This window comes from Amycolatopsis arida (genome assembly GCF_900115565.1).
GTDB classification, from domain to species: Bacteria; Actinomycetota; Actinomycetes; order Mycobacteriales; family Pseudonocardiaceae; genus Yuhushiella; species Yuhushiella arida.
In genome coordinates this window covers 304,270-330,722 of the sequence record NZ_FOWW01000002.1, presented here as the reverse complement: position 1 = coordinate 330,722, position 26,453 = coordinate 304,270, and the positions used below count along the sequence as shown (strand labels likewise).

At 73.1% G+C, this 26,453-nt stretch carries 20 protein-coding genes; 14 read left to right on the top strand and 6 right to left on the bottom strand.

The annotated features are described in order from the left end of the window. The first annotated feature begins 24 nt into the window (after nt 1-24). Nucleotides 25-741 carry an LPXTG cell wall anchor domain-containing protein gene (locus tag BM051_RS06390; RefSeq protein WP_092529097.1) on the top strand — a complete coding sequence of 239 codons (717 nt, stop codon included), beginning with the start codon at nt 25-27 and terminating at the stop codon, nt 739-741. On the opposite strand, the gene BM051_RS06385 is transcribed toward BM051_RS06390, so the two are convergent. After that, nucleotides 679-3,078, bottom strand: a complete 2,400-nt coding sequence (locus BM051_RS06385) for a hypothetical protein (RefSeq protein ID WP_243859191.1) — start codon at nt 3,076-3,078, stop codon at nt 679-681. The two genes, BM051_RS06390 and BM051_RS06385, sit on opposite strands and share 63 nt — an antisense overlap. Before the next feature lie 119 nt (nt 3,079-3,197). Between BM051_RS06385 and ahcY the strand changes: the two genes are divergently transcribed. From ahcY to secA, 8 genes are all read left to right on the top strand, one after another. Next, entirely contained in the window at nt 3,198-4,679 is a 1,482-nt protein-coding gene (ahcY, locus tag BM051_RS06380; RefSeq protein ID WP_092529095.1) for an adenosylhomocysteinase, read from the top strand. Nucleotides 4,680-5,002: 323 nt separating this feature from the next. Next, nucleotides 5,003-5,641, top strand: a complete 639-nt coding sequence (locus BM051_RS06375) for a dTMP kinase (protein ID WP_092529625.1) — start codon at nt 5,003-5,005, stop codon at nt 5,639-5,641. A 92-nt stretch (nt 5,642-5,733) separates the two neighbouring features. Continuing rightward, nucleotides 5,734-6,411, top strand: coding sequence for an MtrAB system response regulator MtrA (gene mtrA / locus BM051_RS06370; RefSeq protein ID WP_092529093.1), 678 nt, complete (start codon nt 5,734-5,736; stop codon nt 6,409-6,411). 40 nt (nt 6,412-6,451) lie between these two features. Next, a complete protein-coding gene (mtrB, locus tag BM051_RS06365) occupies nt 6,452-8,170 on the top strand; it encodes an MtrAB system histidine kinase MtrB (RefSeq protein WP_092529091.1) in 1,719 nt (572 codons plus the stop codon). A 20-nt stretch (nt 8,171-8,190) separates the two neighbouring features. Beyond that, entirely contained in the window at nt 8,191-9,924 is a 1,734-nt protein-coding gene (locus BM051_RS06360) for an LpqB family beta-propeller domain-containing protein (protein ID WP_092529089.1), read from the top strand. 792 nt (nt 9,925-10,716) lie between these two features. After that, nucleotides 10,717-11,394, top strand: a complete 678-nt coding sequence (locus tag BM051_RS06355) for a ComF family protein (RefSeq protein WP_092529624.1) — start codon at nt 10,717-10,719, stop codon at nt 11,392-11,394. 701 nt (nt 11,395-12,095) lie between these two features. After that, the gene (hpf, locus tag BM051_RS06350) at nt 12,096-12,794 is read left to right on the top strand and encodes a ribosome hibernation-promoting factor, HPF/YfiA family (RefSeq protein ID WP_092529087.1); all 699 of its coding nucleotides are present in this window, start codon (nt 12,096-12,098) and stop codon (nt 12,792-12,794) included. Between the two features lie 223 nt (nt 12,795-13,017). Further along, nucleotides 13,018-15,864, top strand: a complete 2,847-nt coding sequence (secA, locus tag BM051_RS06345; RefSeq protein WP_092529085.1) for a preprotein translocase subunit SecA — start codon at nt 13,018-13,020, stop codon at nt 15,862-15,864. 366 nt (nt 15,865-16,230) lie between these two features. Here secA and BM051_RS30310 read toward each other — a convergent pair whose 3' ends face one another. After that, nucleotides 16,231-16,803, bottom strand: a complete 573-nt coding sequence (locus tag BM051_RS30310; protein ID WP_279587021.1) for an Rv3235 family protein — start codon at nt 16,801-16,803, stop codon at nt 16,231-16,233. A gap of 556 nt (nt 16,804-17,359) precedes the next feature. Next, a complete protein-coding gene (locus BM051_RS06335; protein WP_092529080.1) occupies nt 17,360-18,121 on the bottom strand; it encodes a TrmH family RNA methyltransferase in 762 nt (253 codons plus the stop codon). 35 nt (nt 18,122-18,156) lie between these two features. Between BM051_RS06335 and BM051_RS06330 the strand changes: the two genes are divergently transcribed. The 3 genes from BM051_RS06330 (at nt 18,157) to pruA (ending at nt 21,801) form a co-directional block, all read left to right on the top strand. Then, nucleotides 18,157-19,569 carry a WS/DGAT/MGAT family O-acyltransferase gene (locus tag BM051_RS06330; RefSeq protein WP_092529078.1) on the top strand — a complete coding sequence of 471 codons (1,413 nt, stop codon included), beginning with the start codon at nt 18,157-18,159 and terminating at the stop codon, nt 19,567-19,569. Between the two features lie 30 nt (nt 19,570-19,599). Next, a complete protein-coding gene (locus BM051_RS06325; RefSeq protein WP_092529076.1) occupies nt 19,600-20,100 on the top strand; it encodes a DUF6912 family protein in 501 nt (166 codons plus the stop codon). Between the two features lie 72 nt (nt 20,101-20,172). Then, on the top strand, nt 20,173-21,801 hold the full coding sequence (gene pruA, locus BM051_RS06320; protein ID WP_092529074.1) for an L-glutamate gamma-semialdehyde dehydrogenase: 1,629 nt from the start codon (nt 20,173-20,175) through the stop codon (nt 21,799-21,801). A gap of 87 nt (nt 21,802-21,888) precedes the next feature. On the opposite strand, the gene BM051_RS06315 is transcribed toward pruA, so the two are convergent. The 3 genes from BM051_RS06315 to rsgA form a co-directional block, all read right to left on the bottom strand. Further along, a complete protein-coding gene (locus tag BM051_RS06315) occupies nt 21,889-22,701 on the bottom strand; it encodes an SCO4651 family lipoprotein (RefSeq protein ID WP_092529072.1) in 813 nt (270 codons plus the stop codon). Between the two features lie 180 nt (nt 22,702-22,881). Next, nucleotides 22,882-23,709 carry an SCO4651 family lipoprotein gene (locus tag BM051_RS06310; RefSeq protein ID WP_092529070.1) on the bottom strand — a complete coding sequence of 276 codons (828 nt, stop codon included), beginning with the start codon at nt 23,707-23,709 and terminating at the stop codon, nt 22,882-22,884. Nucleotides 23,710-23,782: 73 nt separating this feature from the next. Beyond that, on the bottom strand, nt 23,783-24,805 hold the full coding sequence (gene rsgA, locus BM051_RS06305) for a ribosome small subunit-dependent GTPase A (protein WP_092529068.1): 1,023 nt from the start codon (nt 24,803-24,805) through the stop codon (nt 23,783-23,785). Between the two features lie 192 nt (nt 24,806-24,997). Here rsgA and BM051_RS06300 point away from each other — a divergent pair, with 192 nt between their 5' ends. Beyond that, nucleotides 24,998-25,798 carry an SOS response-associated peptidase gene (locus BM051_RS06300; protein ID WP_092529066.1) on the top strand — a complete coding sequence of 267 codons (801 nt, stop codon included), beginning with the start codon at nt 24,998-25,000 and terminating at the stop codon, nt 25,796-25,798. Beyond that, a complete protein-coding gene (locus BM051_RS06295) occupies nt 25,795-26,406 on the top strand; it encodes an alpha/beta hydrolase family protein (protein ID WP_092529064.1) in 612 nt (203 codons plus the stop codon). The genes BM051_RS06300 and BM051_RS06295 overlap by 4 nt, the downstream gene beginning before the upstream one ends. Nucleotides 26,407-26,453 lie beyond the last annotated feature (47 nt).

Here is a 26,453-nt window from a genome sequence, read left to right as displayed (position 1 = left end):
CACGTTCCATCCAGGAGTGTCCCCATGAGCCTTGCCCGGAGATCCGCGCGGACCGTCCTCGCCGCCCTGCCGCTCGCCCTCGCGGTCCTGCTTCCCACCGCGGGAACGGCGCACGCGACGTTCACCGAGGACGACCGCGCGACCCGGCACGAGGGCAACGTCGACGGCGGCCAGAAGGACGCGTGCGAGCGCGCCGGGCTCGCCGGGCAGCCGGTGGAGCTGCCGGAGTCCACCCTCCACGGTGAGGAGAACCGTTTCCTCGACATCACCGCCGTGCCCGACGGCGTCACCGTCACCGGCATCGTGGTGAAGGGCGGCGACGCCTACAACGTGTACGAGCCGGGTGAGCGCGGCCTGCCGGAGACTCCGCCGTGGACGGAGCTGCGGGCTCCGCTGAACAAGGGTGGCAAGATCCCGGCGATCAGCCACTGGTTCGTCTGCGCCACCACCACACCGGACACCAGCACCACGCCGCCGACCAGCGCGACGGCCACCCCGCCGACCGAGCCGTCGACGCCGGGGGAGACCTCGAGCAGCGCCCCATCGTCGAGCACGACCACGTCCACGCCGCCGGCCGGCGCCACCACGACGACCACCCCGGCGGCCGTCGCCGTGGAGGACACCGACAACCTGGCCTCCACCGGCTTCGACAGCGGCTGGCTGATCTGGGTCGGCGCCCTACTGGTGCTGGGCGGCGCCACCGTTCTCGTCCTGCTGCGCCTCCGCCGCGGCCAGGCCTGACGAGTCGCCTTCCTGGCGGGGCGGGTCTCCCAGGCAGATGTCGCCGAACAGGGGGACCTGCTCCGCCACCGGGCGGGGCACCCGGCCGGGTTGCTCCAGCCCGGCGGCCATCGCCACCGCGCGGTCCCACTCCGGGTCGACCACGTAGTCCGCGTTCTCGCGCACCCCGGCCACCCAGCGCCGGCCGACCACCGGCCCGCGCATCGGGTCGGGCAGCCAGTGGTCGCCGCCGAGCACCAGCGCGCCGGTCGGCGACCGGGAGGCCGGGGCCAGCGGGCCGACGTGCCCGTCCGGCAGGTACCCGATGCCGAGCAGCCGGCCGGCGACCACCTGGTGCCGCCAGGTGGTCGCCCCGCCGCCGAACGTGTCGGTACCCCGGCACAGCCCGCGCCAACGGCCGGCGAGCGAGCCGTACACCGCGGCCAGCGTCTCGGGCGGCAGCACCGCGGGGAACGCCCGCTGGTAGCCCCACTGCAGCGGTGCGCCCGCGGTGACCACCCCGACCCGCTCCCGGTCCGCCGGCGGGAGGTCGGCCACCAGCCGGCCGGCCGCGATCACCGCGAGCAGGCCGCCGATGTGGTACCCGGCGAGCACCACCCGGGTGTGCGGGTCGGCGAGGTGCTCGCGGGCCCGCGCGGCCAGCTCCGGCATCACCTTCAGCGCGTACGACGGCGGCACCACCGGGTGCGCGGCGCGCGGCCAGAACGACACCAGGTCGGCGAAGGCGCCCAGGTGCCGGTCGCGCTCAGGGCTGGTCGCCGCGGTGTACACCACGCGCAGCAGCCCCGCGGCGAGACCGCCGAGCGCCGCGACCCCCACCCCGTACAGCGGGTCCAGCCAGGACGGCACCGTGCCGACCCCGAGCCGCACCAGCAGCAGCACCCCCGCGCCGGCGGCCATCGCCAGCGCCACGGCGAGCACGACGCGGTGCAGGTACTTGCGCTCCCAGCTCGCCCGTGCCCACGCGGTGGCCGCCTCCCGCCGCTCCCGCTCGCCGGTCTGCAGCATCCGCACCACCTCGGGGATGCCGCGGCGGCGCCGGCGCAGCGGCACGGCGACGGCGAACCCGATCGCGCCGAGCACCACGGCCAGCACCAGCCCCGCGCCCCAGAGCACCATGATCAGCGCGTAGCTCTGTGGTAGCCGGATGTCCGGCCCGCCGACCAGGTGCCGCAACGCCACCGCGAGCCCGGCGCCGAACCCGCCACCGAGCAGCGCGGCCAGGAGCAGCACGGGGGCGGCGAGCCATCCGCCGGCCCACGGCCGCAGTCGGTGCGGCAGGGACCGCCACGCCGGCCGGGCCAGCAGCGCCGCGGGCACCAGCAGCACGGCGAACAGCACGCACACCAGAACCAGCGCGGCGCCGACGCCCTCCACGGTGCCGTCGGTGCCCGGCAACGCGGTCGGCAGCGGGGTGGCGAGCACGGCCGCGACCAGCACGAGCGCCACCGCCACGGCGAGCAGCAGCGCGCGGGCCACCCGGCCGAACAGTCGCTCCAGGCAGACGGCCGCGGCCAGCACCGACAGCCCGACCAGGACCAGCGCGACGGCCCAGGCGACCCTGCCGACCATCGCGGCCGGTGGGTGCGCCGGCCCGCCGAGCAGCATCAGCGCGAGGGTGCCCAGCGCGGCGACGGTGTGCACGCAGCGCAGCAGCGGGATGCCCCGCGCGGCGCGCAGCTCGTCGCCCGGAAGCGCGGGCCCGGGCCGCGGGGCGCCCTCGTCGACCGTCACCGCCCACCTGGTGCCCGAGGCCCGGTGCAGCACGAGCACCAGCGCCAGCAGTGGCAGCACCCCGACCGCGGTGCGCACCGGCTCCAGCTCCCGCAGCTGCGGCGGCGCGACGTCGAGGCAGCCGGACGTCCTGGCGAGGCACTGGCCGGCCAGCAGGTCCAGGCTCACCACCGCGAGCTGGCTGACCAGCAGCATCGTCAGCAGCAGGCCGGCGACCCGGAGCAGCAGCCGGCACGCCTCGCCCACCACCGCGGCGGTCCTGCCGCGGAGGGTGGCCGGCGCGGGCACCGGCGGCAGCATCCAGAACGCCACGTTGGCCAGCGAGAACGGGAACAGCAGCGCCCACGCGGCCTTGCCGACCCCGCCGGTCATCCCGCTCCAGAGGTAGCCCTCCAGCGTGCGGGGCAGGGCCCGGCCGAGGGCCTGCAGCACCGGTCCCGGCGCCGGGCGGCGCAGCCGGTCGGCGGGTCGGATGATCCGCCCGACGCCGTCACCGGCGACGTCCACGGTGCCGGCCGAGTCCAGCAGCGCCTCGCCGCTGGTGCCGGCCAGGCCCGGGACGCGCAACTCCACGACGCGGGTGTCGGGTCCCGGGATCGGCACCGCTGGCGCTCCTTTCGGTTGCCGTGGGCCACCAGTGTCGGCGCGCTCACTGTCTCGAACGGGGATCGAGCGGACAACGGTACTGTTTGGGTGACGTCGAGTCTGGGAGGAAATGCCTGATGACCCCCGAAAGCGTTGCCAAACGCCACGAGACCCGCAACGGTGTCGAGTTCGCGGTGGCCGACCTGGAGGCGGCCGAGTTCGGCCGGAAGGAGATCCGGCTGGCCGAGCACGAGATGCCCGGGTTGATGGCGTTGCGCCGGGAGTACGCGGAGGTCTATCCGCTGCGTGGGGCACGGATCTCGGGCTCGCTGCACATGACCGTGCAGACCGCGGTGCTGATCGAGACGCTGGTGGCGCTCGGCGCCGAGGTCCGCTGGTGCTCGTGCAACATCTTCTCCACCCAGGACCACGCCGCGGCGGCCGTGGTGGTCGGGCCGAACGGCACCCCGGAGAAACCGCGGGGTGTCCCGGTGTTCGCCTGGAAGGGCGAGACGCTGGAGGAGTACTGGTGGTGCACCGAGCGGATGCTCACCTGGGACGACGGTGGCGTTGCTGGCCCGAACATGATCCTCGACGACGGTGGCGACGCGACGCTGCTGGTGCACAAGGGCACGCAGTACGAGAAGGCCGGCGTGGTGCCCGACCCCGCCGACGACGACCCCGACGAGTGGAAGGTCGTGCTCGGCCTGCTGCGCGAGTCGCTGGCCGCCGACGCCGGCAAGTGGACCCGGATCGGTGCGGGCATCCGTGGCGTCACCGAGGAGACCACCACCGGCGTGCTGCGGCTGTACCAGCTGGCCGCCGCCGGTGAGCTGCTGTTCCCGGCGATCAACGTCAACGACTCGGTGACCAAGTCGAAGTTCGACAACCGGTACGGCATCCGGCACTCGCTGATCGACGGCATCAACCGGGGCACCGACGTGCTGATCGGCGGCAAGTGCGCGGTGGTGTGCGGCTACGGCGACGTGGGCAAGGGCGCGGCGGAGTCGCTGCGCGGCCAGGGCGCCAGGGTGATCATCGCCGAGATCGACCCGATCTGCGCGCTGCAGGCGATGATGGACGGCTACCAGGTCAAGACGCTGGAGTCGGCCCTGCCCGAGGCGGACATCGTGATCACCACGACCGGGAACAAGGACGTGGTGATGGTCGACCACATGGCCCGGATGAAGCACCAGACGATCGTCGGCAACATCGGGCACTTCGACAACGAGATCGACATGGCCGGGCTCGCCCGGTACCCCGGAGTCCGGCGGATCACCATCAAGCCACAGGTCGACGAATGGGTGTTCCCGGACGGGCACTCGATCATCGTGCTCTCCGAGGGGCGCCTGCTGAACCTCGGCAACGCCACCGGGCACCCGTCGTTCGTGATGTCGAACAGCTTCTCCAACCAGGTCATCGCCCAGATCGAGCTGTTCACCAAGCACGAGGAGTACGACAAGGAGGTGTACCGGCTGCCGAAGAAGCTCGACGAGAAGGTGGCCCGCATCCACCTCGAGGCCCTCGGCGGCGAGCTCACCAAGCTGACCAAGGAGCAGGCCGAGTACATCGACGTCGACGTGGAGGGCCCCTTCAAGTCCGAGCACTACCGGTACTGAGCGGCGGTACCGGGCGGTCGGTGGGCCAGCGGCTCCCGCCTCCACGTCCGGGTGAAACCCGGCCCGACTCGACCGCTCGCGCCGCCCGAGCACCCGACGTTGTCCACATCTTCCCGCAACGCCTCCACGGCCTCCTGCCCAGCGATAGACTGGACTCGGGGATGGCCCCCAGGGTGCGGTGGGTTACGAGGTGGGGGTTTCGCTCCCGCGACGGGGTTCGCCAGGGGGCCTCCGACCGTTCGCCAGCGGGACCCCGACCGGCGCCGGAGCGGGGTACGTGACCATCGAGGCCACGCCGCCGAGCGCCCCGTAGGGTGGGCGGCGTGGGGCGACTGGTGGTGATCGAGGGCCTGGACGGCGCCGGCAAGCACACCCTGGCCGCCGCGTTGACCGCGGCGCTGGAGGCCGGCGGTGCGCGGGTGACTCGGCTGGCGTTCCCGCGCTACGGCCGCAGCGTCTACGCCGACCTCGTCCGGGAGGCGCTGCACGGCGAGCACGGCGACCTCGCCGCCTCGGTGTACGGCATGGGCCTGCTCTACGCGCTGGACCGCAGGGCCGCGGCCGACGAGATCCGCGCCGGCCTGCGCGAGCACGACGTGGTGCTGCTCGACCGGTACGTGGCCTCCAACGCCGCCTACCAGGCCGCCCGGCTGCACCAGGACGCCGACGGGCCGGTCGTGGCCTGGGTGCGGGCGTTGGAGCTGGACCGCTTCGGTCTCCCGGTGCCCGACGCCCACCTCCTGCTCCGCGTGCCGCCGGAGGTCGCCGCCGCCAGGGCCGACCGCCGCGCGGTCGCCGACACCGACCGCCGGAAGGACGCCTTCGAGTCCGACACCGACCTGCAGGTGCGCTGCGCCAAGGTGTACGACGAGCTGGCCCAGCGGCAGTGGGTGGCGCCGTGGCACGCGGTGGACGGCGTGGCCGACGTCGACCCCGTCGCGCTGGCCGCCCGGCTGGGCTGAGCACCCGCGGGACTGCGCCAACCGGGCGAGTCCAGGGCGGTGTATGACCGGGTCGTGCGCGCCGGACGTGCGCACAATGCGAATATGTGGTCATGAAGGCACGTGTGCTGGTCGTCGACGACGACCCTGCTCTGGCGGAGATGCTCACCATCGTGCTGCGTGGGGAGGGGTTCGACACCGCGGTGGTGGCGGACGGCTCCCGGGCGTTGCCCGCGCTGCGTGAGCTCAAGCCCGACCTGGTGCTGCTCGACCTGATGCTGCCCGGGATGAACGGGATCGACGTCTGCAAGGCCATCCGCGCCGAGTCCGGCGTGCCGATCGTCATGCTCACGGCGAAGAGCGACACCGTGGACATCGTGCTCGGCCTCGAGTCGGGTGCCGACGACTACGTGGTCAAGCCGTTCAAACCGAAGGAGCTGGTGGCCAGGGTCAGGGCCCGGCTGCGGCGCACCGAGTCCGAGCCCGCCGAGACGCTGTCCATCGGCGACCTCACCATCGACGTGCCCGGCCACGAGGTCACCCGGGACGGCAAGTCCATCCCGCTCACCCCGCTGGAGTTCGACCTCCTGGTGGCGCTGGCCCGCAAGCCCCGGCAGGTGTTCACCCGCGAGGTGCTGCTGGAGCAGGTGTGGGGCTACCGGCACGCGGCCGACACCCGGCTGGTGAACGTGCACGTCCAGCGGCTGCGGTCCAAGGTCGAGAAGGACCCCGAGCATCCCGAGGTGGTGCTCACCGTGCGCGGCGTGGGGTACAAAGCGGGTCCACCGTGACCGTCGCCGACCCCGTCGACGCCGGGAGGGCGGGCCGAGGATGAGGCGACGCCTGGCCGCGCTGGGTCCACGCGTGGTCGAGCTCGCCCAGCGTGTGGCCACCTTCTGTCGGCAGCGCGCCGTCGTGTTCGGCGAGGCGTGGCGGACCTCGCTGCAGTTCCGGGTCACCGTGTCGACGCTGGCGCTGTCCTCGGCGGTGGTGTTCGTGCTCGGCATGGTGCTGCAGAACCAGATCACCGACCGGCTGCTGGACACCAAGCAGCGGGCCGCGGTGGCGCAGACCCGGGCCGTGGTCGGCATCGGCGAGCGGGAGTTGGCGAGCATCGACGCCGACCCGAACGCGCTCGAGGACAAGCTCAAGAACGCGCTCAAGACGATCACCAGCAGCTCGGTCGCCTCGCAGGATCTCGGTGCGTCCGCGGCCGGCGCGTTCGAGCCGGTGCTCGCCGCCGGCGGCCCGGACCGGCCGACCGAGGACACCATCCACGCCGGTCCGTACCAGCACGTGCCGCCGCCGCTGCGCAAGTTCGTCGAGGCGGGGCAGACCGCGTGGCAGATCCACACCGTCGGCCCCGAGCACGCGCGGGACACCTACCTCATCGTCGGCGCGCCGGTGAACACCATCCGGCCGGTGCAGCTGTACCTGCTCTTCCCGCTGTCCACCGAGCAGAACACGGTCACCACCGTGCAGAACACGCTGCTGGTCGGTGGCCTGGTGCTGTTGCTGCTGCTGGCCGGCATCACCAACCTGGTCACCCGGCAGGTCGTGCGGCCGGTGCGGCAGGCGGCCGCCGCCGCCGAGCGCTTCGCCGGCGGCGACCTCGACCAGCGGCTCACCGTCCTCGGCGAGGACGACCTGTCGAAGCTGGCCGTGTCGTACAACGAGATGGCCGCGAGCATCCAGCGGCAGATCCGCCAGTTGGAGGAGTTCGGCCAGCTGCAGCGCCGGTTCACCTCGGACGTCTCGCACGAGCTGCGCACGCCGCTGACCACCGTGCGGATGGCGGCCGACGTGCTGCACGCCTCGCGCGAGCAGTTCCCGGCCGGCCTCGCCCGGTCGACCGAGCTGCTGGTGGACGAGCTGGACCGGTTCGAGGCCCTGCTCGGCGACCTGCTGGAAATCAGCCGGCTGGACGCCGGCGTCGAGGAGCTGGCCGCCGAGGTGATCGACGTGCGACCGGTCGCCGAGCGGGCCGTCGAGCAGGTGCGGGTGATCGCCGGCACCGCGGGCAGCACGATCGAGGTCGAGCTGCCCGACGAGCAGGTGACCGCCGAGGTCGACGCCCGCAGGGTGGAGCGGATCCTGCGCAACCTGCTGGCCAACGCCGTCGACCACAGCGAGGGCGAGCCGGTCCGGCTGGTCGTGGCGGCCAACGACACCGCGGTGGCGATGGCCGTCCGCGACTACGGTGTCGGCCTGCGCCAGGGCGAGGCCGAGCTGGTGTTCAACCGGTTCTGGCGAGCCGACCCCTCCCGGAACCGGCGCACCGGCGGCACCGGGCTGGGGCTGGCGATCAGCCACGAGGACGCCCGGCTGCACGGTGGCATGCTGGAGGCGTGGGGCGAGCCGGACCGCGGCGCGTGCTTCCGGTTGACCCTGCCGTGCCGGCAGGGCGAGCCGATCGGGGAGAGCCCGGTCGGGCTGCCGCCGGACCCGCCGCCACCCGCGCCCGAGGGTCCCGGCCGGTGGGTGGAGCCCGAGACACCCGTCGGGCCGGGCGCACCGGAACCCCAGGTCGAACACGAGGAGGTCGGGTGAGTCGCGCCGGAGCCCGAGGAATGCGCGCGGTACTGGCCGTGCTCGCGGGGCTCACGCTCGTCACGGGCTGCGCCACGGTGCCGGCCGAGTCGCAGCCCGAGGTCGTCACCGGGGAGCGGCTCGGGCAGATGGCGCCGGACATCCCGGAGCCGGCCAAGGACCTCGACGTGCTCACCCTGGTCCGTGACTTCGTGCGGGCCAGTGCCCGGTCGACCAACGACTACGCCACCGCCCGGGTGTACCTGGACAGCGACGCGCGCAAGATGTGGCGGCCGGCCAAGGGCGTCACCGTGATCGAGGACAAGTTCGACACCGTGTACGCCGTCGGCGAGGAGCAGCCGGCGGACCCGAACGAGCAGGTCGTGGTGCTGCGCGGGGTGCAGGTGGGCCGGCTCGGGCAGGACAGCGCGTTCATCCCCACCCGGGACGTGTTCCAGCAGCAGTTCCGGGTGCGCCGGCAGGCCGACGGGCAGTGGCGCATCGTCGACCCGCCGACCAACGTGGTGGTCACCGAGAGCGACTTCGGCGAGAACTACCTGCGGGTGCCGCTGTACTTCGTGGCGCCGGAGCCGGTCACGCTCGTGCCCGATCTGCGGTACGTGCCGAAGCGGCCGCAGTCCGGGCTGCCGGATCGGGTGGTGGACCTGCTGCTGTCCGGCCCTTCGCAGGGGCTCGCCGGCGCGGTGCGCAACCCGCTCGGTGACGACGTGCGGACCGAAGGCAACGTCACCGTGGTGGCCGACGGCGCGCTGGTGGTGCCGTTGAAGGGTGTGCAGGGCCGGAGCAAGGAGGACAAGGAGCTCATCGCGGCGCAGATCGTGCGGTCGCTGCAGCCGGTGACGAGCAGCCGGATCCGGTTGCTCTCCGACGGCACGTCGCTGGTGAGCGGGCAGCCCGAGTGGCGGCCGAGCGACCTGCCCGCCTACGACGCGCTCACCGTGCCCAGTTCCGACCTGCCCGGGCTGGTCAGCGTCAGTGGCCGGATCCGGTCGCTGGCCGACGGAACGCCGATCCACGGTCCGGCCGGCGCCGGGGTGTACCCGGTGGAGACCGCGGCGCAGTCGATCGACGGGCAGCAGCTGGCGATCGTCGAGCGGGTGGACGGCAGGGCCCGGTTGCGGATCGGGGACCTCGGTCGGGAGGCCGTGTCGGTGGACCTGACCGGCGACTCGCTGACCCGGCCGAGCTGGCGGCCGTCGGCGGGTGCCGGCACGCCGTCCGGTGAGGTGTGGACCGTGCGGGACGGTGGCCAGGTGGTGCGGGTGCTGCGGACACCGGCCGGGGGGTGGGTGTCGCAGACGGTGAGCGCCACCGAGGTCACCGCGCTGGGGACGATCACCGCGCTGCGGCTGTCCCGGGACGGCACCCGCGCGGCGGTGGTCGCCGGCGGGCAGCTGGTGGTGGCGTCGGTGATCCGCACCCCCGACTCGGTGAACCTGCGCTCGCCGCGGATCCTGCAGCCGAGCCGGCTGACCGGTGTGGTCGACGTCGACTGGGCCACCCAGGACACGTTGGTGGTCGCCACCTCGACCACCGCGCTGCCGGTGGCCAGGGTGCCGGTGGACGGGCTGCGGATGGACAAGTTCAACAGCTCGAACCTCACCCCGCCGGTGCACGCGGTGACCGCGGCGCCCAGCCGCGCGGTGGTGGTGGCCGACTCGATCGGCCTGTGGACCGCCAACGACATCGGCGAGGTGTGGCGCCCGCACGACTTCCCGCAGGGCCCCGAGGCCCGCCCCTTCTACCCCGGCTGAGTCCCGGGCGCCGCTCGGCTGCCGATCGGCCGCGGAGGTCGCTCGGCGTCCACGGTCGTTCGGGTGCCGCTCGGCGGTTGCCGGGGTGTCGTCCGGTGGTTGCTGGGGTGTGTCGTCCGGCGGTCGTTCTGGTGCCGTCCGGTGGTTGATCGGGTGTCGCCCGGCGGTCGCTCAGGTATCGCCCCGGGCGGGCGCAGGCCGCCCGAGACGGGAGAATCAACCCCCGGAACGCGTGATCGAAGGCCGTCGACGAAGCCCCAACCCCCAGTAAGCATCCCCCACCCTGAACCCGGGGGCCGGCCCCACGTCCATTCTACCGCTGGTCAGGGCGGTGGAGGGGCGTCGCGCGAAGTTGTGGACAACTTCGGGGGTTCGGGCGCAGCCAATGGTTCTCTCGGGTCGGTTTTCGCCCGTTCGTGGCTCGCTGCCAGCCGTGGTCGGCGCCTGTCGCTGGGCAGGGTTCGCCGGCTCGTCGTGGTGAGGTGCCGGCGGCTCGTCGTCGGGCGGTGTCGGCGGCCGATGCGCGGCCGGGCCGCCGTCGCGGCCGGCGGTTCGATCGACGCTCTCTCACCGTCGGTGGTCGGTGGGATCGTCGGGTGCGAGTTGGCGGAACCGTGCGATGTGTGCCCCGGCGACCGCTCCGGGCCGGCGTCCGATGTGTGCCCCGGCCACCGCTCCGGGCCGGCGTCCGATCGACCACCACGCCACCGACGGAGCCGCCGAGCCCGGGTCGGTGGGATCGCCGGGTGCGAGGCGGCGGAACTGTCCGACCCGGGCGCCACACTGGCCGGCATGTCCCATTCGCTGCGCCTACCCGCGGTCGGCCGGGCGGTGCTGGACCTCGTGCTGCCGGCGACCTGCGCCGGCTGCGGCGCCCCCGGCGCGGCCTGCTGCGCCGGATGCGCCGCGGTGTGGACGTCGGTGCTGCCCGTGGCCAGGAGCGCCCTCGGCCCGCGGCCCCCGGCGTACGCACTGGCCCGGTACCGCGGGGTGGCCCGGCGGCTGGTGCTCGCGCACAAGGAGCGTGGCCGCCGGGACCTCGCCGCGCCGCTGGGGGCCGCGCTCGCCGCCGCCCTCCCGTACCTCCCCGGTGCGCGACCGGACACCGCCGGGGTGTGGTGGCTGGTCCCGGCGCCCTCCCGCCGCTCGGCGGCGCGGATGCGCGGCGGGTCGCACGTGCGCGCGCTGGCCGTCGCGGCCGCCCGCCGGCTGCCGGCGGCGCGGGTCGCGGCCGGCCTGCGGCTGGCCCCCGGCGTGCGCGACGCGGTGGGCCTCGACCACCGGCAACGCGCGGCCAACCTCGCCGGGCGGGTGCGCCTGATCCCCACCCGGCTGCCGCCCCCGGGCACGCCGGTGGTCCTGCTGGACGACGTGCTCACCACCGGCGCGACGGTGACCGCGTGCCGGCAGGCGCTCGCCACCGGCGGGCTGACGGTCACCGCGGTGCTCACGCTGACCGTGGCCGGATGACGTTCTCGCCCGCGGTCGCCGCGATTGCTCTCGCACGTCCACCGTGCTCACGCGGTCCGTGCCCGGCAGGTCGGTCGTCCGCCGACACCGCGGTGTTCGTGCTGACCGTGGGCGGGTGACTGCCGCACCCACTTCATCACTCGTCCGAGTGGTCCTGGGCCGGGAACCATTCGGTCGCGCCCGTCCGTTGACCCGACATGAGATCGCCCGTGGCGTTGCCCCGAACGGCAGACCACCCCACCGGGGTGGCGGATCTCCGGAGCGCGGCTCTCACCGACCGGTTGCTTCCCGATCGCCGAATGCTCCATCCGCGTGAAGCTCTCGCCCGCGGATTGCTCCGATCGGTCCACGTCGACCGAATGGTCACGAATCGGACACTGCGTTCCGTGACCGCGGTTTACCGCTTGACATCCCCCGCCTCGGGGGCTGTATTTCCTGGCAGGAGCGGGCTAACGTGCTCCGCTATCAGCTGTCCCGGTTGGCAGGGAGGTGAGAAGCCGATGTCCCTGACGCCGGAGGAGCGCTGAGGTCGCGCCCGGTCGGCGCGCACGAGACGTCGTGTCGCGGCGCCGGGTCACTCATCGCCTGTGTCCGGGCCCCGGTTCACCGCCGAATCCGCGGAAACCGGCGCCAAGGTCCCCGCTTTCACCGGCGTCCCAGTGAACAAACGTCTCGCAGACATTTCGCGAGGGAGGTCGTGTATGGACATCGTTGTCAAGGGTCGCAACGTCGAGGTGCCCGATCACTACCGGGAGCACGTCAGCGACAAGCTGTCCCGGCTGGAGCGCTACGACCGGAAGGTGATCCGGTACGACGTGGAGCTGTTCCACGAGCCCAACCGCCGCCAGTCGAAGAGCTGCCAGCGGGTCGAGATCACCGGCAAGGGCAAGGGCCCGGTCGTGCGGGCGGAGGCCTCCGCCGGCGACTTCTACGCCGCGCTCGACGCCGCGGTGAACAAGCTGGAGAACCGCCTTCGCCGGATGCACGACCGGCGGCGGGTGCACTACGGGCGACGCTGCCCCGAATCGGTCGCCGAGGCGACCTCCGTCCCCGGTGCCGCCGCGATGGCCGCCGGCGGGTCCACGGCCAACGGTCGCGCCCCCGCCTCGGGCACGGCCGTGCTGGACGCTCCACGCGCGGAGCCGCCCGTGGACGAGCTGACGGCAGGGGACATCGAGCTGCCGGGGCAGCGCTGGGACGACGGTGTGACCGACCACCAACCCGGCCGCATCGTTCGCGAGAAGCAACATTCCGCGGAACCCATGACCATCGACCAGGCTCTCTACGAGATGGAGCTGGTCGGACACGACTTCTACCTGTACAACGACGCCGAGGCCGGCCGGCCGAGCGTGGTGTACCGGAGGAAAGGCTTCGACTACGGCGTGATCAGGCTCGGCTGATACCCCGACCGTGGCGGCCCGCACGCGCTGGCGTGCGGGCCGCTGCCATGCGCACTACCTACGGTGCGTGCACGGGAGCGGGCGGGTTCCCTACGATGGTGGCAACGTGTGTCGCAGGACCAGTGCGCGGCATGCTGCCCGTCCGCCTACGTCCTCCCCCGCAACCGGTGGGGGAGCGTAGCGTGGACCGGAGTCGGACTAGAGACACAGTGAGGTCGACCGGATGGTTTTGAACCGCCTGCTCCGCGCGGGCGAGGGCAAGATGGTGAAGCGGCTGCGCGGCATCGCCGACCACATCAACACCCTCGAAGACGACGTCAAGGACCTTTCGGACGCCGAGCTGCGGGCCAAGACCGACGAGTTCCGCAAGCGGCACGCCGACGGGGAGTCCCTTGACGACCTGCTGCCCGAGGCGTTCGCCGTGGGCAGGGAGGCCGCCTGGCGAGTGCTCGGCCAACGGCACTTCGACGTGCAGCTGATGGGCGGCGCGGCGTTGCACCTCGGCCAGGTCGCCGAGATGAAGACCGGTGAGGGCAAGACGCTCACCAGCGTGCTGCCGGCCTACCTCAACGCGCTGTCCGGCAAGGGCGTGCACCTCGTCACCACCAACGACTACCTGGCCAGGCGTGACGCAGAGTGGATGGGCCGCATCCACCGCTTCCTCGGCATCGAGGTCGGGGTCATCCTGGCCGACATGCCGCCGGACGCGCGTCGGGAGGCCTACAACGCCGACATCACCTACGGCACGAACAACGAGTTCGGCTTCGACTACCTGCGCGACAACATGGCGTGGAGTCTGGCCGACTGTGTGCAGCGCGGGCACAACTACGCGATCGTGGACGAGGTCGACTCGATCCTCATCGACGAGGCCAGGACGCCGCTGATCATCTCCGGTCCAGCCGACCAGTCGTCCCGCTGGTACACCGAGTTCGCCCGGATGGCGCCGCTGATGAAGCGGGACGTGCACTACGAGGTGGACGAGCGCAAGCGCGCCGTCGGCGTCACCGAGAAGGGCGTGGAGCTCGTCGAGGACCAACTCGGCATCGACAACCTCTACGAGGCGGCGAACACCCCGCTGGTCGGGTACCTGAACAACGCGCTCAAGGCCAAGGAGCTCTACAAGAAGGACAAGGAGTACATCGTCCGCAACGGCGAGGTGCTGATCGTCGACGAGTTCACCGGCCGCATCCTGGCCGGTCGCCGGTTCAACGAGGGCATGCACCAGGCGATCGAGGCCAAGGAAGGCGTCGAGATCAAGGCCGAGAACCAGACGCTGGCCACGATCACGCTGCAGAACTTCTTCCGGCTCTACGACAAGCTCTCGGGGATGACCGGTACCGCCGAGACCGAGGCGGCCGAGTTCCACCAGACCTACAAGCTGGGTGTGGTGCCGATCCCGACGAACATGCCGATGATCCGCACCGACCAGCCGGACCTGATCTACAAGACCGAGCCGGCCAAGTTCGAGGCGGTCGCCGAGGACATCGCCGAACGGCACGAGAAGGGCCAGCCGGTGCTGGTCGGCACCACGAGCGTGGAGAAGTCGGAGTACCTGTCGAAGCTGCTGCTGAAGCGCGGCGTCCCGCACGAGGTGCTCAACGCCAAGCACCACCACCGGGAGGCGTTGATCATCGCCAAGGCGGGCCGGAAGGGCGCCGTCACGGTGGCCACCAACATGGCCGGTCGCGGTACCGACATCGTGCTCGGCGGCAACCCGGACATCATCGCCGACGAGGTGCTGCGCGAGCGCGGGCTGGACCCGGTGGAGAACTCGGCCGAGTACGAGGCGGCGTGGCCACGGGTGCTCGAGGAGGTCAAGGCCGAGGTCAAGGCCGAGGCCGAGGAGGTCAAGGAAGCCGGCGGGCTGTACGTGCTCGGCACCGAGCGGCACGAGTCCCGGCGGATCGACAACCAGCTGCGCGGCCGGTCCGGCCGGCAGGGTGACCCCGGTGAGTCGCGGTTCTACCTGTCCCTCGGCGACGACCTGATGCGCCGGTTCAACGCGGCGCTGGTCGAGCGGGTCATGACCACCATGCGGCTGCCGGACGATGTGCCGATCGAGCACAAGATGGTCTCGCGCGCGATCAAGAGCGCGCAGACGCAGGTCGAGCAGCAGAACATGGAGATTCGCAAGAACGTCCTCAAGTACGACGAGGTGATGAACCTCCAGCGCAAGGTGATCTACACCGAGCGCCGCCGTGTGCTCGAGGGCGAGGACCTGCGCGAGCAGATCGAGCACATGCTGCGTGACGTCGTCGTGGCCTATGTGGACGGTGCGACGGCCGAGGGCTACGCCGAGGACTGGGACCACGAGAAGCTGTGGACGGCGTTGAAGACGCTGTACCCGGTGGGGATCGAGTGGGAGGACCTGGTCGAGGGCGACGAGGACCTCGACGCCGAGCGCCTCAAGGAAGCGCTGGTGGAGGACGCGCAGCGGGCCTACGACCAGCGCGAGGCGGAGATCGACGGCAAGGTCGGCGAGGGCGCCATGCGGCAGCTGGAGCGGCAGGTCGTGCTGTCGGTGCTGGACCGCAAGTGGCGCGAGCACCTCTACGAGATGGACTACCTCAAGGAGGGCATCGGGCTGCGCGCGATGGCGCAGCGCGACCCGCTGGTCGAGTACCAGCGGGAGGGCTTCGACATGTTCAACGCCATGTTGGAGTCGCTCAAGGAGGAAGCGGTCGGGTTCCTGTTCAACCTGCAGGTGGAGCGGGAGGAGCCGGCGGCCGCACCGGCCGCCGCCGCGCCGACGGCCGTGCCCGTGGAAACCGGCAACGGGCGGCACGCGCGGCCCACGCCGCCGCAGCCCGTGCCGTCGCCGTCGCCGGCCGCCCGGGAGGGCGGTGACGGCGAGGCGGTGCCCACGGCGCTGCGCGGCAAGGGCCTCGGCCAGGACGGCCCGCAGCGGGGGCTGACCTACTCGGGTCCCGCGGAGGGCGGCGGTGTCGCGCAGCGCGGCGGCGCCGCCGAGGCCACCGGGGACGGTGCCGGGTCCGGTGGCGGCACCCGCCGGGAGCGTCGCGCGGCCGCGCGCGCACAGGCCAAGAAGAACAAGAAGACCCGCCGCTAGCGCGAGCCGAGCCGGCCTCGGCGGTGGCGGTGGTGTGCTGCGGTCGTTCTCGCTGGTGGTGTGCCCGAGAAGGTGCGCCGCTGGCGTGAGCCGGGCCGGCCTCGGCAGCGGGACCGCCGACGTGCTCGTCGCCGGCGCGCCGCCGTCAGCGGCGCGCACCGGCTCCGAGCACGTACGGTCGGCCATGCGGGCCGCTTCATGCGTCCGGCGCCCCCACCACGGCCTCGCCGTGGCCGCGGCAGGGGGCAGGGTGACCTGCACAGCGCCGACGCTCTCCGCCCGGTCCGTCATGGCGCACAGGGGCCGCGGTGGCGTTCGTGCCGTTCCATGGGACTCGACCCGGCAGCCGTCCCCGCCACGGCACCGTCAGGGGCGGAACCGACGCGGTGGTCGGGACTCCACCAGGCCGAACCAGGTGCAGCGCCAGCCCCGGTCTCCCGTGGCCTCGAAGCGGGTGGCCAGCGCGAGCGCCCTGCCCGCCGCGGAGATCCGGCCGCACACCTCCAGGCTCCCCGGTGCCGGGCGGGTCAGGTGCAGGGACCGCAGTGTGTAGCGCACCGTGCCCGTGCGCGCTCGCGCCGCGAGGCGGAGGTACAGCGTGTTCGCCAGCAGCGGACGCAGCTGCTCCACCGGCCGGCTGCCCCCGTACACCTCGAGGATCAGCGCCAGCACCGCCCCCACTCGCTGGCGGCTCGGCGTGTGGTGAGCGCGGTCCTCCCGCGCCGCCGCGCCGCCCCGCAGCGCGGATCGCTTCGATGCCGTCGCGCGGCCTGGTGCCGCGGTTCGGTCTGGTGGCGCCGTCCGGTCCGGTGGCGTCGCGTGGCCCCGCGTGGCCGCCCGGCTCGCCAGCGCTGGCCGGTCCGGTGTCCCCGGCCGGCCCGGTGCCGCGGACCAGTCCGCTGGTGTCGGCTGACCCGGTCCGCCGCGCTGGCTCGGCATCGTGGCCCTGCCCGCCGTTCCGGGCGGCGGCGCCGTCCGACTCGATGCGGCGGGGTCGGTCCGTGCCCGTCCCGGTGCGGCCACCGCGGCCGCCAGCCCCGCGTCGGGTACGTCCGTGCCGGGCCCTGCCGCCCGCGTCGCGGCCCCCTGCCCCCGGCGGCTGTGACCGGCGACGCTTACCGTGTCCCGGCCCTGCCGCCGCGGGTCGCATCCGTCCCACCGTCGCACCGTCTCCGGCGCCCGCTGCCCGCTCATCCTCGACTCCCCTCCGAACGGCTCCTGCGGCCGTCCCCCGCGGGAAGGAGAGGTCGGGTGCCACCGGCGTCGGTCGCGCTGCACCACCGCCGGTGAAATCGGCCCGTCGCGACCGGGCCACCGGCACACCCGCGCTCCGAGCCGCGACCCGGGTCACCCCCGGACCTCCGGCTGATCCGAGGACACCAGCCGGCGGCCGAGGCCCACGACCACCCGAGCATCGGGGACACGGTCTCACCTCGGCACCCGGAGGCCCGGCTGCGCCGGCGAGGGACCCCCTGCCCGGCACGCCGGCGTGCCCTCAACCGCCCCGGCGGACCAGCTCGAAGCACAGCACGGCCGCCGCCGCGGAGACGTTCAGCGACTCGACCTCCCCCGGCATCGGAATCGTCAACCACCCGGCGACCAGCTCGCGCACCTCCGGGCCGACCCCGACGCTCTCCCCGCCGAGCACGAACGCCGCCCGCCGGGGCAACTCGGCGGTGAACACCGACGTCCCCTCGGCCGCACCCAGCCCGAACAGCGCGTAACCGGCCGCCACCAGCCGCTCCGCCGCCTCGAGCGCCGTCCCGCAGCGCAGCACCGGCGTCCGGAACGCCACCCCGGCCGACGCCTTCACCACGAGCGGGTCGAGCGCCGCCACCCCACGCCGAGGCACCACCACCCCCGGCACGCCGGCCGCGGTCGCGGTGCGCAGGATCATCCCGACGTTCGCCGGCGTGGTGATGCCGTCGAGCACGAGCACCCGCGCCGGCGGCCGGGCCGCCGACAGCGCGGCGGCCAGCGGGCGCATCCGCGGCGCCACCACGTCGGCGAGCACTCCCTGGTCCTGCTTGCCGTTGCCGGCGAGCACCTTCACCCGATGCGCGCTGGCCCGCCGCACCGGCACCCCCGCCGCGCGGGCCGCGCGCTGGATCTCCGCGACCGCCGGGCCGCGCGCCGTGTCGGCCAGCACCACCTTGTCCACCGTCAGCCCGGGGTCGACCAGTGCCTCGAGCACCGGCTTGCGGCCGTAGACGGTGAGGAACCGGTCCTTCGGCGACACCTCGCTACGATCACCCACGGCGGCAAGTCTGGCACCTGTGTCAGGATCGGAGCATGTTCGACCGCCTCTCCGCGCTGGATGCGTCGTTCCTGTACATGGAAGACGCGGCGACACCGATGCACGTCGGCGGTGTCGCCGTCTTCGAGCGGCCGCGGGAAGGCTTCGGCTACGAGGACTTCCTCGCCCTGGTAGGCCAGCGGCTGTCGTACCTGCCCCGGTACCGGCAGCGGGTGCTGCCGGTACCCGGCCACCTGGCCCGCCCGGTCTGGGCGGACGATGTGGACTTCGACCTGAACTACCACGTCCGCCGCTCGGCGCTGCCCGCGCCCGGCACCGACCGCCAGCTGTTCGACCTGGTCGCCCGCCTGATGTCGCGCCCGCTGGACAAGGAGCGACCGCTGTGGGAGGCCTACTTCGTCGAGGGGCTCGCCGGCGACAGGGTGGCGCTGGTGACCAAGACCCACCAGTCGGTGGTGGACGGCATCGGCACCATCGAGCTCGGCCAGCTCATCCTGGACGCCCAGCCGCAGGAGCGCGTGCCCTTCGAGGACACCTGGACGCCGCGGCACCGGCCGAGCAGGGCGCAGCTCGTGCTCGACGCGGTCACCGAGGCGGTGCAGCGCCCGGGTGAGCTGGTGGAGAACGTCCGCGCCGCCGCGCAGGACGCCGCGGCCACGGCAGGGAAGGTGGCCGGCACGGTCGGCGACCTCGCGTCCGCGCTGCGGACCATGGTCCGGCCCGCGCCCAGCGGCCCGCTCAACGTGCCCGTCTCCGGTGGCCGGGTCTTCGCGGTGGTCCGCACCCGGTTAGAGGACTACCGGCGGATCCGCGCCCGGCACGGCGGCACGGTGAACGACGTCGTGCTCACCGCCGTCACCGGCGCGCTGCGCGAGTGGCTGCTCTCCCGCGGGATGGAGCTCACCGCCGACGGCACCGTCCGCGCGCTGGTCCCGCTGGCCGTCCGGGACGCCGAGCTCGCCGAGTTCTCCCCGGCCGCGCTGATCGGCAACGAGGTGATCGCCCACCTGGTGGATCTCCCGGTCGGCGAGCCCGACCCGGTGCTCCGGCTGCAACACGTCGGCCACGCCATGGCCGAGCACGTCGCGTCGGGCCGCTCGGTCGGCGCCCGCGCGCTGTTGCGAGTCGGCGGCTTCGCCCCGGCCACGCTGCACTCGCTGGGCGCCAGGACGGCCGGCTCGCTGTCCGGGCGGATCTTCAACCTGCTGGTCACCAACTCGCCGGGCCCGCAGCGGCCGCTGTACGCCGGCTCGGCGCGGATGATCGAGATGTTCCCGGTGATGCCGCTGGTGCGCAACCAGGCGCTGGCCATCGGCGTCACCTCGTACGCCGGCGGCGTCTACTTCGGACTCAACGGTGACCGGAAAGCGGTCTCCGACGTGGACGTGCTCGCCGGCATGATCGCGGAGTCGCTGGCGGAGCTGGGCGAGGTCCGTGCCGCCTGGTGAACCCGACCCGCCAGCGGAAAGGAAGAGCTCGTGAGGGTCTATCTGCCGGCCACCGTCGGCACGTTGCGCCAGCTCGTCGCCGACGAGGTGTTCACGCCGGTCAACGGCACCGGCTTCGCGCTGACCCCCGCTCTGCGGGAGTCCTACACCAGCGGTGACACCGAGGAGCTGGAGTACGCCGCGCTGCTCGAGGCCGCCCGCGCGTCGCTGCGGCTGATCGCCGCCGAGGACGGCGCCGAGCCGGCCCGGCGGGTGGTGGTGTCCGCCGACGTCGGGGACTCCGCCGCCACGCTGCGTCCGGACCTGGACAGCGCCGCCGTCCGGGTGTCCGGCCCGGTGTCGCTGGCCGACATCGTGGCGGTGCACGTCGACACCGCGGAGGCCGAGCCGGCGGTGCGGGCCGCCGCGGACGTGGTGGACGCGGCCGACCTCGGCGACCCGGATGCCGAGTTCGCCATCGGCGAGACCGAGGACCACCAGCTCGCCTGGTACGCCACCCAGGAGCTGCCGTTCCTGCTCGACCTGATGTAGTTCCGCGCGCCGAGTGTCAGGATGGGGGGCGGACACCAGCCCACGAGGCAGGCCCGAGGAGGCGATGCAGACATGGATGCCGTCACGTCCGTGCCCACCCCGGTCAACGAGCCGGTGCACAGCTACGCGACCGGAACCACCGAGCGCGAGTCGCTGCAGCGCCGGCTGGCCGAGCTCGCGGCGGAGAAGCACGAGCTGCCGCAGACCATCGGCGGCCGCCGCCGGTTCGCCGGCGGGGAGACCTTCGACGTGGTGCAACCGCACGACCACGCGCACGTGCTCGGCGTGTCGGCCCAGGCGACCGACGAGGACGTCGCCGACGCGGTCGCGGCCGCCAAGCAGGCCGCGCCCGGGTGGCGCGAGCTGCCCTTCGACGAGCGCGCCGCGGTCTTCCTGCGCGCGGCGGAGCTGATCTCCGGGCCGTACCGGGACACCCTGAACGCGGCCACCATGCTCGGCCAGTCCAAGTCGGTGCAGCAGGCGGAGATCGACGCCGCCTGCGAGCTGATCGACTTCCTGCGGTTCAACGCGCACTACGCCCGGCGAATCCTCGCCGAGCAGCCGAACTCGGTGCCGGGAGCCTGGAACCGGATGGAGTACCGGCCGCTGGACGGGTTCGTCGTGGCGATCACCCCGTTCAACTTCACCGCGATCGCCGGCAACCTGCCCACCGCGCCGGCGCTGATGGGCAACACCGTGGTGTGGAAGCCCACGCCCAGCCAGCAGCTCGCCGCGCACTACACGATGCAGGTGCTGGAGGAGGCCGGGCTGCCGCCGGGCGTGATCAACATGGTCACCGGCGACGGGCACGCGGTGAGCAGGGTCGCGCTGGCCGACAGCGGGTTCGGCGGGTTGCACTTCACCGGGTCCACCACCACGTTCAAGCTGCTGTGGCGCACGATCACCGAGCACCTGGACACCTACGGCGGCTACCCGCGGATCGTGGGGGAGACCGGCGGCAAGGACTTCGTGGTGGCGCACCCCTCGGCGAACCCGGACAAGCTGGTCACCGCGCTGGTCCGCGGCGCGTTCGAGTACCAGGGGCAGAAGTGCTCGGCGGTCTCGCGAGCCTACCTGCCGCGGTCGCTGTGGGACGGCGGCCTGCGCGAGCGGCTCGCCGACGTCACCCGTTCCGTGAAGTACGGCGACATCTCCGACTTCTCGCTGTTCGGCGGCGCGGTGATCAACGCGAGGGCGTTCGCCAAGCACCGCGACGCGCTGTCCGGCGTGGACGGTGACCCGGCGCTGAGCGTGCTCGTCGGCGGGCACTGCGACGACAGCGTCGGCTGGTTCGTGGAGCCGACGGTGCTGCTGTCCGACGACCCCGGCCACACCATGTTCCGCACCGAGTACTTCGGTCCGATCATGGCGGTGCACGTGTACCCGGACGCCGACCACGAGCGGATCCTGGAGGTCGTGGACAGCTCGGCGCCCTACGCGCTGACCGGCGCGGTGTTCGCCGACGACCGGCGGGCGATCGAGCGGGCGCACCGGGCGCTGCGGTTCACCGCCGGCAACTTCTACCTCAACGACAAGCCGACCGGTTCGGTCGTCGGGCAGCAGCCGTTCGGCGGCTCCCGGGCCTCGGGCACCAACGACAAGGCGGGGTCGATGTTCAACCTGCTCCGCTGGACGAGCCCGCGGTCGATCAAGGAGACCTTCGACGCGCCGACCGACATCCGCTACCCCCACATGGGCTGAGACGTGGGCTGAGACATGGGCTGAGACATGGGTTGAGGCGGGCGTCGGCCCCGGCACGCCGCGGAGGGCGTGCCGGGGCCGGCCGGCTCAGCTGGCCATGAGCTGGTCGGCGGGCGGTGCCTCGATGGTCACCGGCTCGCCGTGCCCGGTGTGCTTCTCCGAGGACTTCATCGACGAGGAGCCGCCGACACCCTCGGTCTCCAACTGCAGCGGCAGGTGGTCCGGCGTCGTCCACATCGTGCCGCGCAGCTCGGTGGCGCCGTCCTTGACCAGCTCCTCCATCGTCTCCTTCTCGCTCTTCGGGGCGCTCGCGGCGTACGTGGCCAGATCGACGACGAAGTCGTACCTGACGGCCGGCCGGCCGTCCAGCTCGGTCACCTCGCTGCCGGTGATCCGGCCGGCGTCGCCGAACGCGGTGTCCAACTCGGCGACCTGCTCCCGCATGCCCGCGAGCATCTCGGCCATGTCCCGCATGTCCTCGTCCGTGGAGTCGGGGTCGACCTTCATCCAGGGCGTGCTCGGGTCGGGGGCCTGCCCTTCCGGCAGCCGGAGGTAGGACTCACCGGGCAGCGTGACGAACCGGAGGTCCGAGCCCTGGACGACCATTTCCATGTCGAACGACAGCTCGTCGCCGTCGACCCGGTACACACCGTTCATCGTGGTGCCGCGCATGCCCGGCGCGTCCAGGGTCATGGCGAGCCTGCCGGTGCCCGAGTTCATGAACCGCTCGTGGGTGAGCCGGTTCAGCTCGGCGAAATCGGTCAGTGGTTTCGGTGTCTCGCTGGTCGGCGACGGACTGGCCGGCGGTGCCGATGGGGTGGGCTCGCTGCCGCAGGCGGTGAGGGCGAGCACGGCGGCCGCGGTGACCAGGGCACCGGCGAGCCGGGGACGTGAGCGCATGGTGACTCCTTGCGAGAGGGCCTGGATGAGTGACCGGCGCCACCGCGAGAAGTTTCGACACCGCCGTTCGGCATGTTGTTCGCTCCACCGCGCCCGGCGTTACACCACCAGACGCGACGACGGCGCTCCCGGTGAGTCCGGGAGCGCCGTCGAGGTGGGTCAGTCGGAGCGAGGGCTGCTTCAGCGCTCGGTCACCTGGTCGGCCGGCGGCGCCTCGATGGTCACCGGTGCGCCCCAGTCGGTGTACTTCATGGTCATCTTGCCGGTCTGCCCCGCCTGGCCCGCGGCCTCCATCATCTTCGACATGTCCATGACCACCTGCACCGGCAGCTGGTCGCCGTTCAGCCAGAGCTCCATCGGGATGGTGCCGATCTGCTCCATCGCCTGACGGCCCTCCGCGGAGTCGAGCATGGGGTTGGCCTGGCCCTGCTTCTCCATCATCTTCACGGCGTCGACCTCGATCACGTAGTGCGTGGTCGGCTGCCCGTCGAGCTGGGCCTGCTCGCTCTTGACGATCTTGCCGCCGGCCTCCTGGATCATGTCCAACGTCTTGGCCGGGTCGTTCTGCCCGAGCGACTGGCGAACGCTCTGCGACATCGGGTCGTCGCCGTCGAGGGAGGTCTTGATCCACGGCTTCATGCCTTCGGGGGCCGAGCCCTCCGGCATCTTCATGTACAGGGCATTGTCGACGAGCCGCACCTCCATCGACTGCCCGCCCATGCCCATCGTCATGGACATCGCCGGGTTCTCCCCCACGAACCGGCCCTGGCCGGAGCCGGACGCCTTCTGGCCGGCCATGTCCATCTCGAAGGTGAACCTCGCCGACTGGCTCTTCTGGGTCTGGGCCGTCGCCGCCTGGGCCAGCTCCTGGATCGAGGCGAACATCGTCGCGCCGCCGCCCTGCGCCGGGTTGTCGATCGGGGTGGCCGAGCCACCGTCCTTGCCACCACATCCGGCGAGCGCGATGACCAGCGCGACACCGGCGGCCGTCAGGGCCGTCCTACGCATGCGAACCTGCTTTCCTCTCGTCGTGCGACCTCTCCACACGAAGGTGTTCGTCGCCGAAATCTACCGCAGGTTCTCACGTCGGGTCCCCGGTTTCGGCATCCACGCCCGCCCGCGACGCCAGCAGTCGGCGCAGCGACTCCAACCGGCTCGGCCGGGCCTGCCCGGCGGCCACCACGTCGTCGAGCACGCAGTCCGGGTCCTCCGGCGGGCCGAGGTGCCCGCAGCCCGGCGGGCACTCCTCCGCCGGCGCGGCGAACTCGGGGAACGCCGCCACGATGTCGTCCGGCGTGACGTGCGCGAGCCCGAACGACCGAATCCCCGGGGTGTCGACCACCCAGCCGCCGCCGGGCAGTGGCAGGGCGACCGCGCTGACCGAGGTGTGCCGCCCCTTGCCGACCGCGCTCACCTCGGCGGTGCGCAGCCCGGCGTCCGGCACCAGCCGGTTCACCAGTGTCGACTTGCCGACACCGGAGTGGCCGACCAGCGCGGACACCCGGCCGCGCAGCCGCTCGGCGAGCTCGGGGGAGTCCTGGTCGTAGCGGGTGACCACCCAGGGCACGTCCAGGTCGGCGTACTGGGCGAGCAACTCGTCCGGGCTGGCGAGGTCGGCCTTCGTCAGGCACAGCACCGGCTCCAACCCACCGGTGTAGCAGGCCACCAGGCAGCGGTCGACGAACCCGGTGCGCGGCGGCGGGTCGGCCAGCGCGGTGACGATGAGCAGCTGCTCGGCGTTGGCGACGGCCACCCGCTCGAAGGGGTCGGTGTCGTCGGCGGTGCGGCGCAGCACGCTCGACCGGTCCTCCACCCGCACGATCCTGGCCAGGGTGTCCGGCTGGCCGCTGACGTCGCCGACCAGGCCCACCACGTCGCCGACCACCACCGGCGTCCGGCCCAGCTCGCGCGCCCGCATGGCGACGACCAGCCGCTCCGGGTCGGAGTCCAGCGCGCAGGTCCAGCGGCCCCTGTCCACGCCGACGACCATGGCGGGCCGGGCGTCGGCGTGCGCGGGACGGCGTTTGCTGCGGGGCCGCGACCCCCTGCCGGGGCGGACCCTGACGTCGGACTCGTCGAGGCTGCGCCAGTCCCTGCGGGCCAAACCGTGCTCGCCTCCCTGCCGTTCTGCGTTGCCATGGTGTTCGGCGGACAGCACCGATGATCCCCCATCCCACCGGTGCCGGTCGCGCGACTCCTGCCGTGCGGTCCCGTCCCGCGGCTCGGGGCGTGGCGGGCTGCCGGCTGTCGGTCACCTGCATAAGGTGAGGGAAGGACGCCCAGAAGGAGGACTGCGATGTGCGGTCGCTACGCCGCGACCAAGGACCCCGCCAAGCTCGCCGCGGAGTTCGACGCGGTCGACGCCACCGAGGGGCAAGCCGGCACCCCTGACTACAACAAGGCGCCGACCAGGAACGCGGTCACCGTGGTACAGCGGCACCCGCGGGACGCCGAGGGGAAGGTCCTCGAGGAGGAGCCGGCCGTGCGCAGCCTGCGGGTGATGCGCTGGGGATTGGTGCCGTTCTGGGCCAAGGATCCGGCCATCGGCAACCGGATGATCAACACCAGGGCGGAGACGGCGACGGAGAAGCCGGCGTTCCGCAAGGCGCTGGCCCGCCGCCGCTGCCTGGTTCCCGCCGACGGCTGGTACGAGTGGCGGGCGACCGGGGAGAAGAAGGCGCCGAAGGAGCCGTTCTACACGACCCGCCGGGACGGCTCCTCGCTGGCGTTCGCCGGAATCTGGGAGAGCTGGCGGGACCCGAAGAGCGACGACCAGGACACCGAGCCGCTCGTCACCTTCTCGGTGCTCACCACCGACGCCGTCGGCCAGCTCGCCGACATCCACGACCGGATGCCGCTGCTGCTGCCCCGGGACCGCTGGGACGCGTGGCTCGACCCGGACAACGCCGACGCCACCGACCTGCTCGCGCCGCCGCCACTCGACGTGGTGGACGCGCTCGAGCTGCGCCCGGTGTCGACCAAGGTGAACAACGTGCGCAACAACGGGCCGGAGCTGCTCGAGCGGGTCGAGCCGGAGCCGGTCGCGCTCGACGGGGCCCCCGCCGAGGACACCCTGTTCGACGTGCCGGGGCGATGACCCGCGCGACGATCGACACCGCGTACGGCCCGGCCCGGGCCGAGCTGCACTGCGCCGAGGAGGGCTCCGCCGCGCTGCTGCTCGGGCACGGCGCCGGCGGCGGGCTCGCCGCCCCCGACCTGGTCGCCGCGACGAGGGCCGCGCAGGCCGCCGGGGTGCACGTGGCGCTGGTCGAGCAGCCGTACCGGGTGGCCGGCCGGCGGGCACCGGCACCGGCCAAGCAGCTCGACGAGGCGTGGCTGACCGTGGCCGAGGAGCTGGGCGGGCGGTGGTTCGCCGACCTCCCGCTGGTGTTCGCCGGGCGCTCCTCCGGTGCCAGGGTGGCCTGCCGCACGGCCGCGCCCGGCCAGGCCGTCGCCGTGCTCTGCCTGGCCTTCCCGGTGCATCCGCCGGGCCGGCCGGACCGGTCGCGGCAACCGGAGCTGGACGCCGTGGAGGTGCCCACCCTCGTCGTCCAGGGCGACCGCGACCCGTTCGGCCGGCCGGCGGCGGGCCGGCACCACGAGGTCGTCGTGGTGCCGGGCGACCACAGCCTCGAGGCCGACCTCGACGCCGTGCACCGCGCGGTCGCGGAGTGGCTGCCCCGGGTGCTGCGCCCGCTGCTGTAGCCACCCGACGGCGCACCGGTGTCGCCGGCGGTGTGCCAGCCCGCCGC

Coding starts and splice junctions, on each gene's coding strand:
- BM051_RS06360 (WP_092529089.1), top strand. CDS start 8,191: ATGCGCGCGGTACTGGCCGTGCTCGCGGGGCTCACGCTCGTCACGGGC.
- mtrB (WP_092529091.1), top strand. CDS start 6,452: ATGAGGCGACGCCTGGCCGCGCTGGGTCCACGCGTGGTCGAGCTCGCC.
- pruA (WP_092529074.1), top strand. CDS start 20,173: ATGGATGCCGTCACGTCCGTGCCCACCCCGGTCAACGAGCCGGTGCAC.
- BM051_RS06315 (WP_092529072.1), bottom strand. CDS start 22,701: ATGCGCTCACGTCCCCGGCTCGCCGGTGCCCTGGTCACCGCGGCCGCC.
- BM051_RS06295 (WP_092529064.1), top strand. CDS start 25,795: ATGACCCGCGCGACGATCGACACCGCGTACGGCCCGGCCCGGGCCGAG.
- hpf (WP_092529087.1), top strand. CDS start 12,096: ATGGACATCGTTGTCAAGGGTCGCAACGTCGAGGTGCCCGATCACTAC.
- mtrA (WP_092529093.1), top strand. CDS start 5,734: ATGAAGGCACGTGTGCTGGTCGTCGACGACGACCCTGCTCTGGCGGAG.
- BM051_RS06390 (WP_092529097.1), top strand. CDS start 25: ATGAGCCTTGCCCGGAGATCCGCGCGGACCGTCCTCGCCGCCCTGCCG.
- BM051_RS06300 (WP_092529066.1), top strand. CDS start 24,998: ATGTGCGGTCGCTACGCCGCGACCAAGGACCCCGCCAAGCTCGCCGCG.
- BM051_RS30310 (WP_279587021.1), bottom strand. CDS start 16,803: ATGCCGAGCCAGCGCGGCGGACCGGGTCAGCCGACACCAGCGGACTGG.
- BM051_RS06330 (WP_092529078.1), top strand. CDS start 18,157: ATGTTCGACCGCCTCTCCGCGCTGGATGCGTCGTTCCTGTACATGGAA.
- ahcY (WP_092529095.1), top strand. CDS start 3,198: ATGACCCCCGAAAGCGTTGCCAAACGCCACGAGACCCGCAACGGTGTC.
- BM051_RS06355 (WP_092529624.1), top strand. CDS start 10,717: ATGTCCCATTCGCTGCGCCTACCCGCGGTCGGCCGGGCGGTGCTGGAC.
- secA (WP_092529085.1), top strand. CDS start 13,018: ATGGTTTTGAACCGCCTGCTCCGCGCGGGCGAGGGCAAGATGGTGAAG.
- BM051_RS06310 (WP_092529070.1), bottom strand. CDS start 23,709: ATGCGTAGGACGGCCCTGACGGCCGCCGGTGTCGCGCTGGTCATCGCG.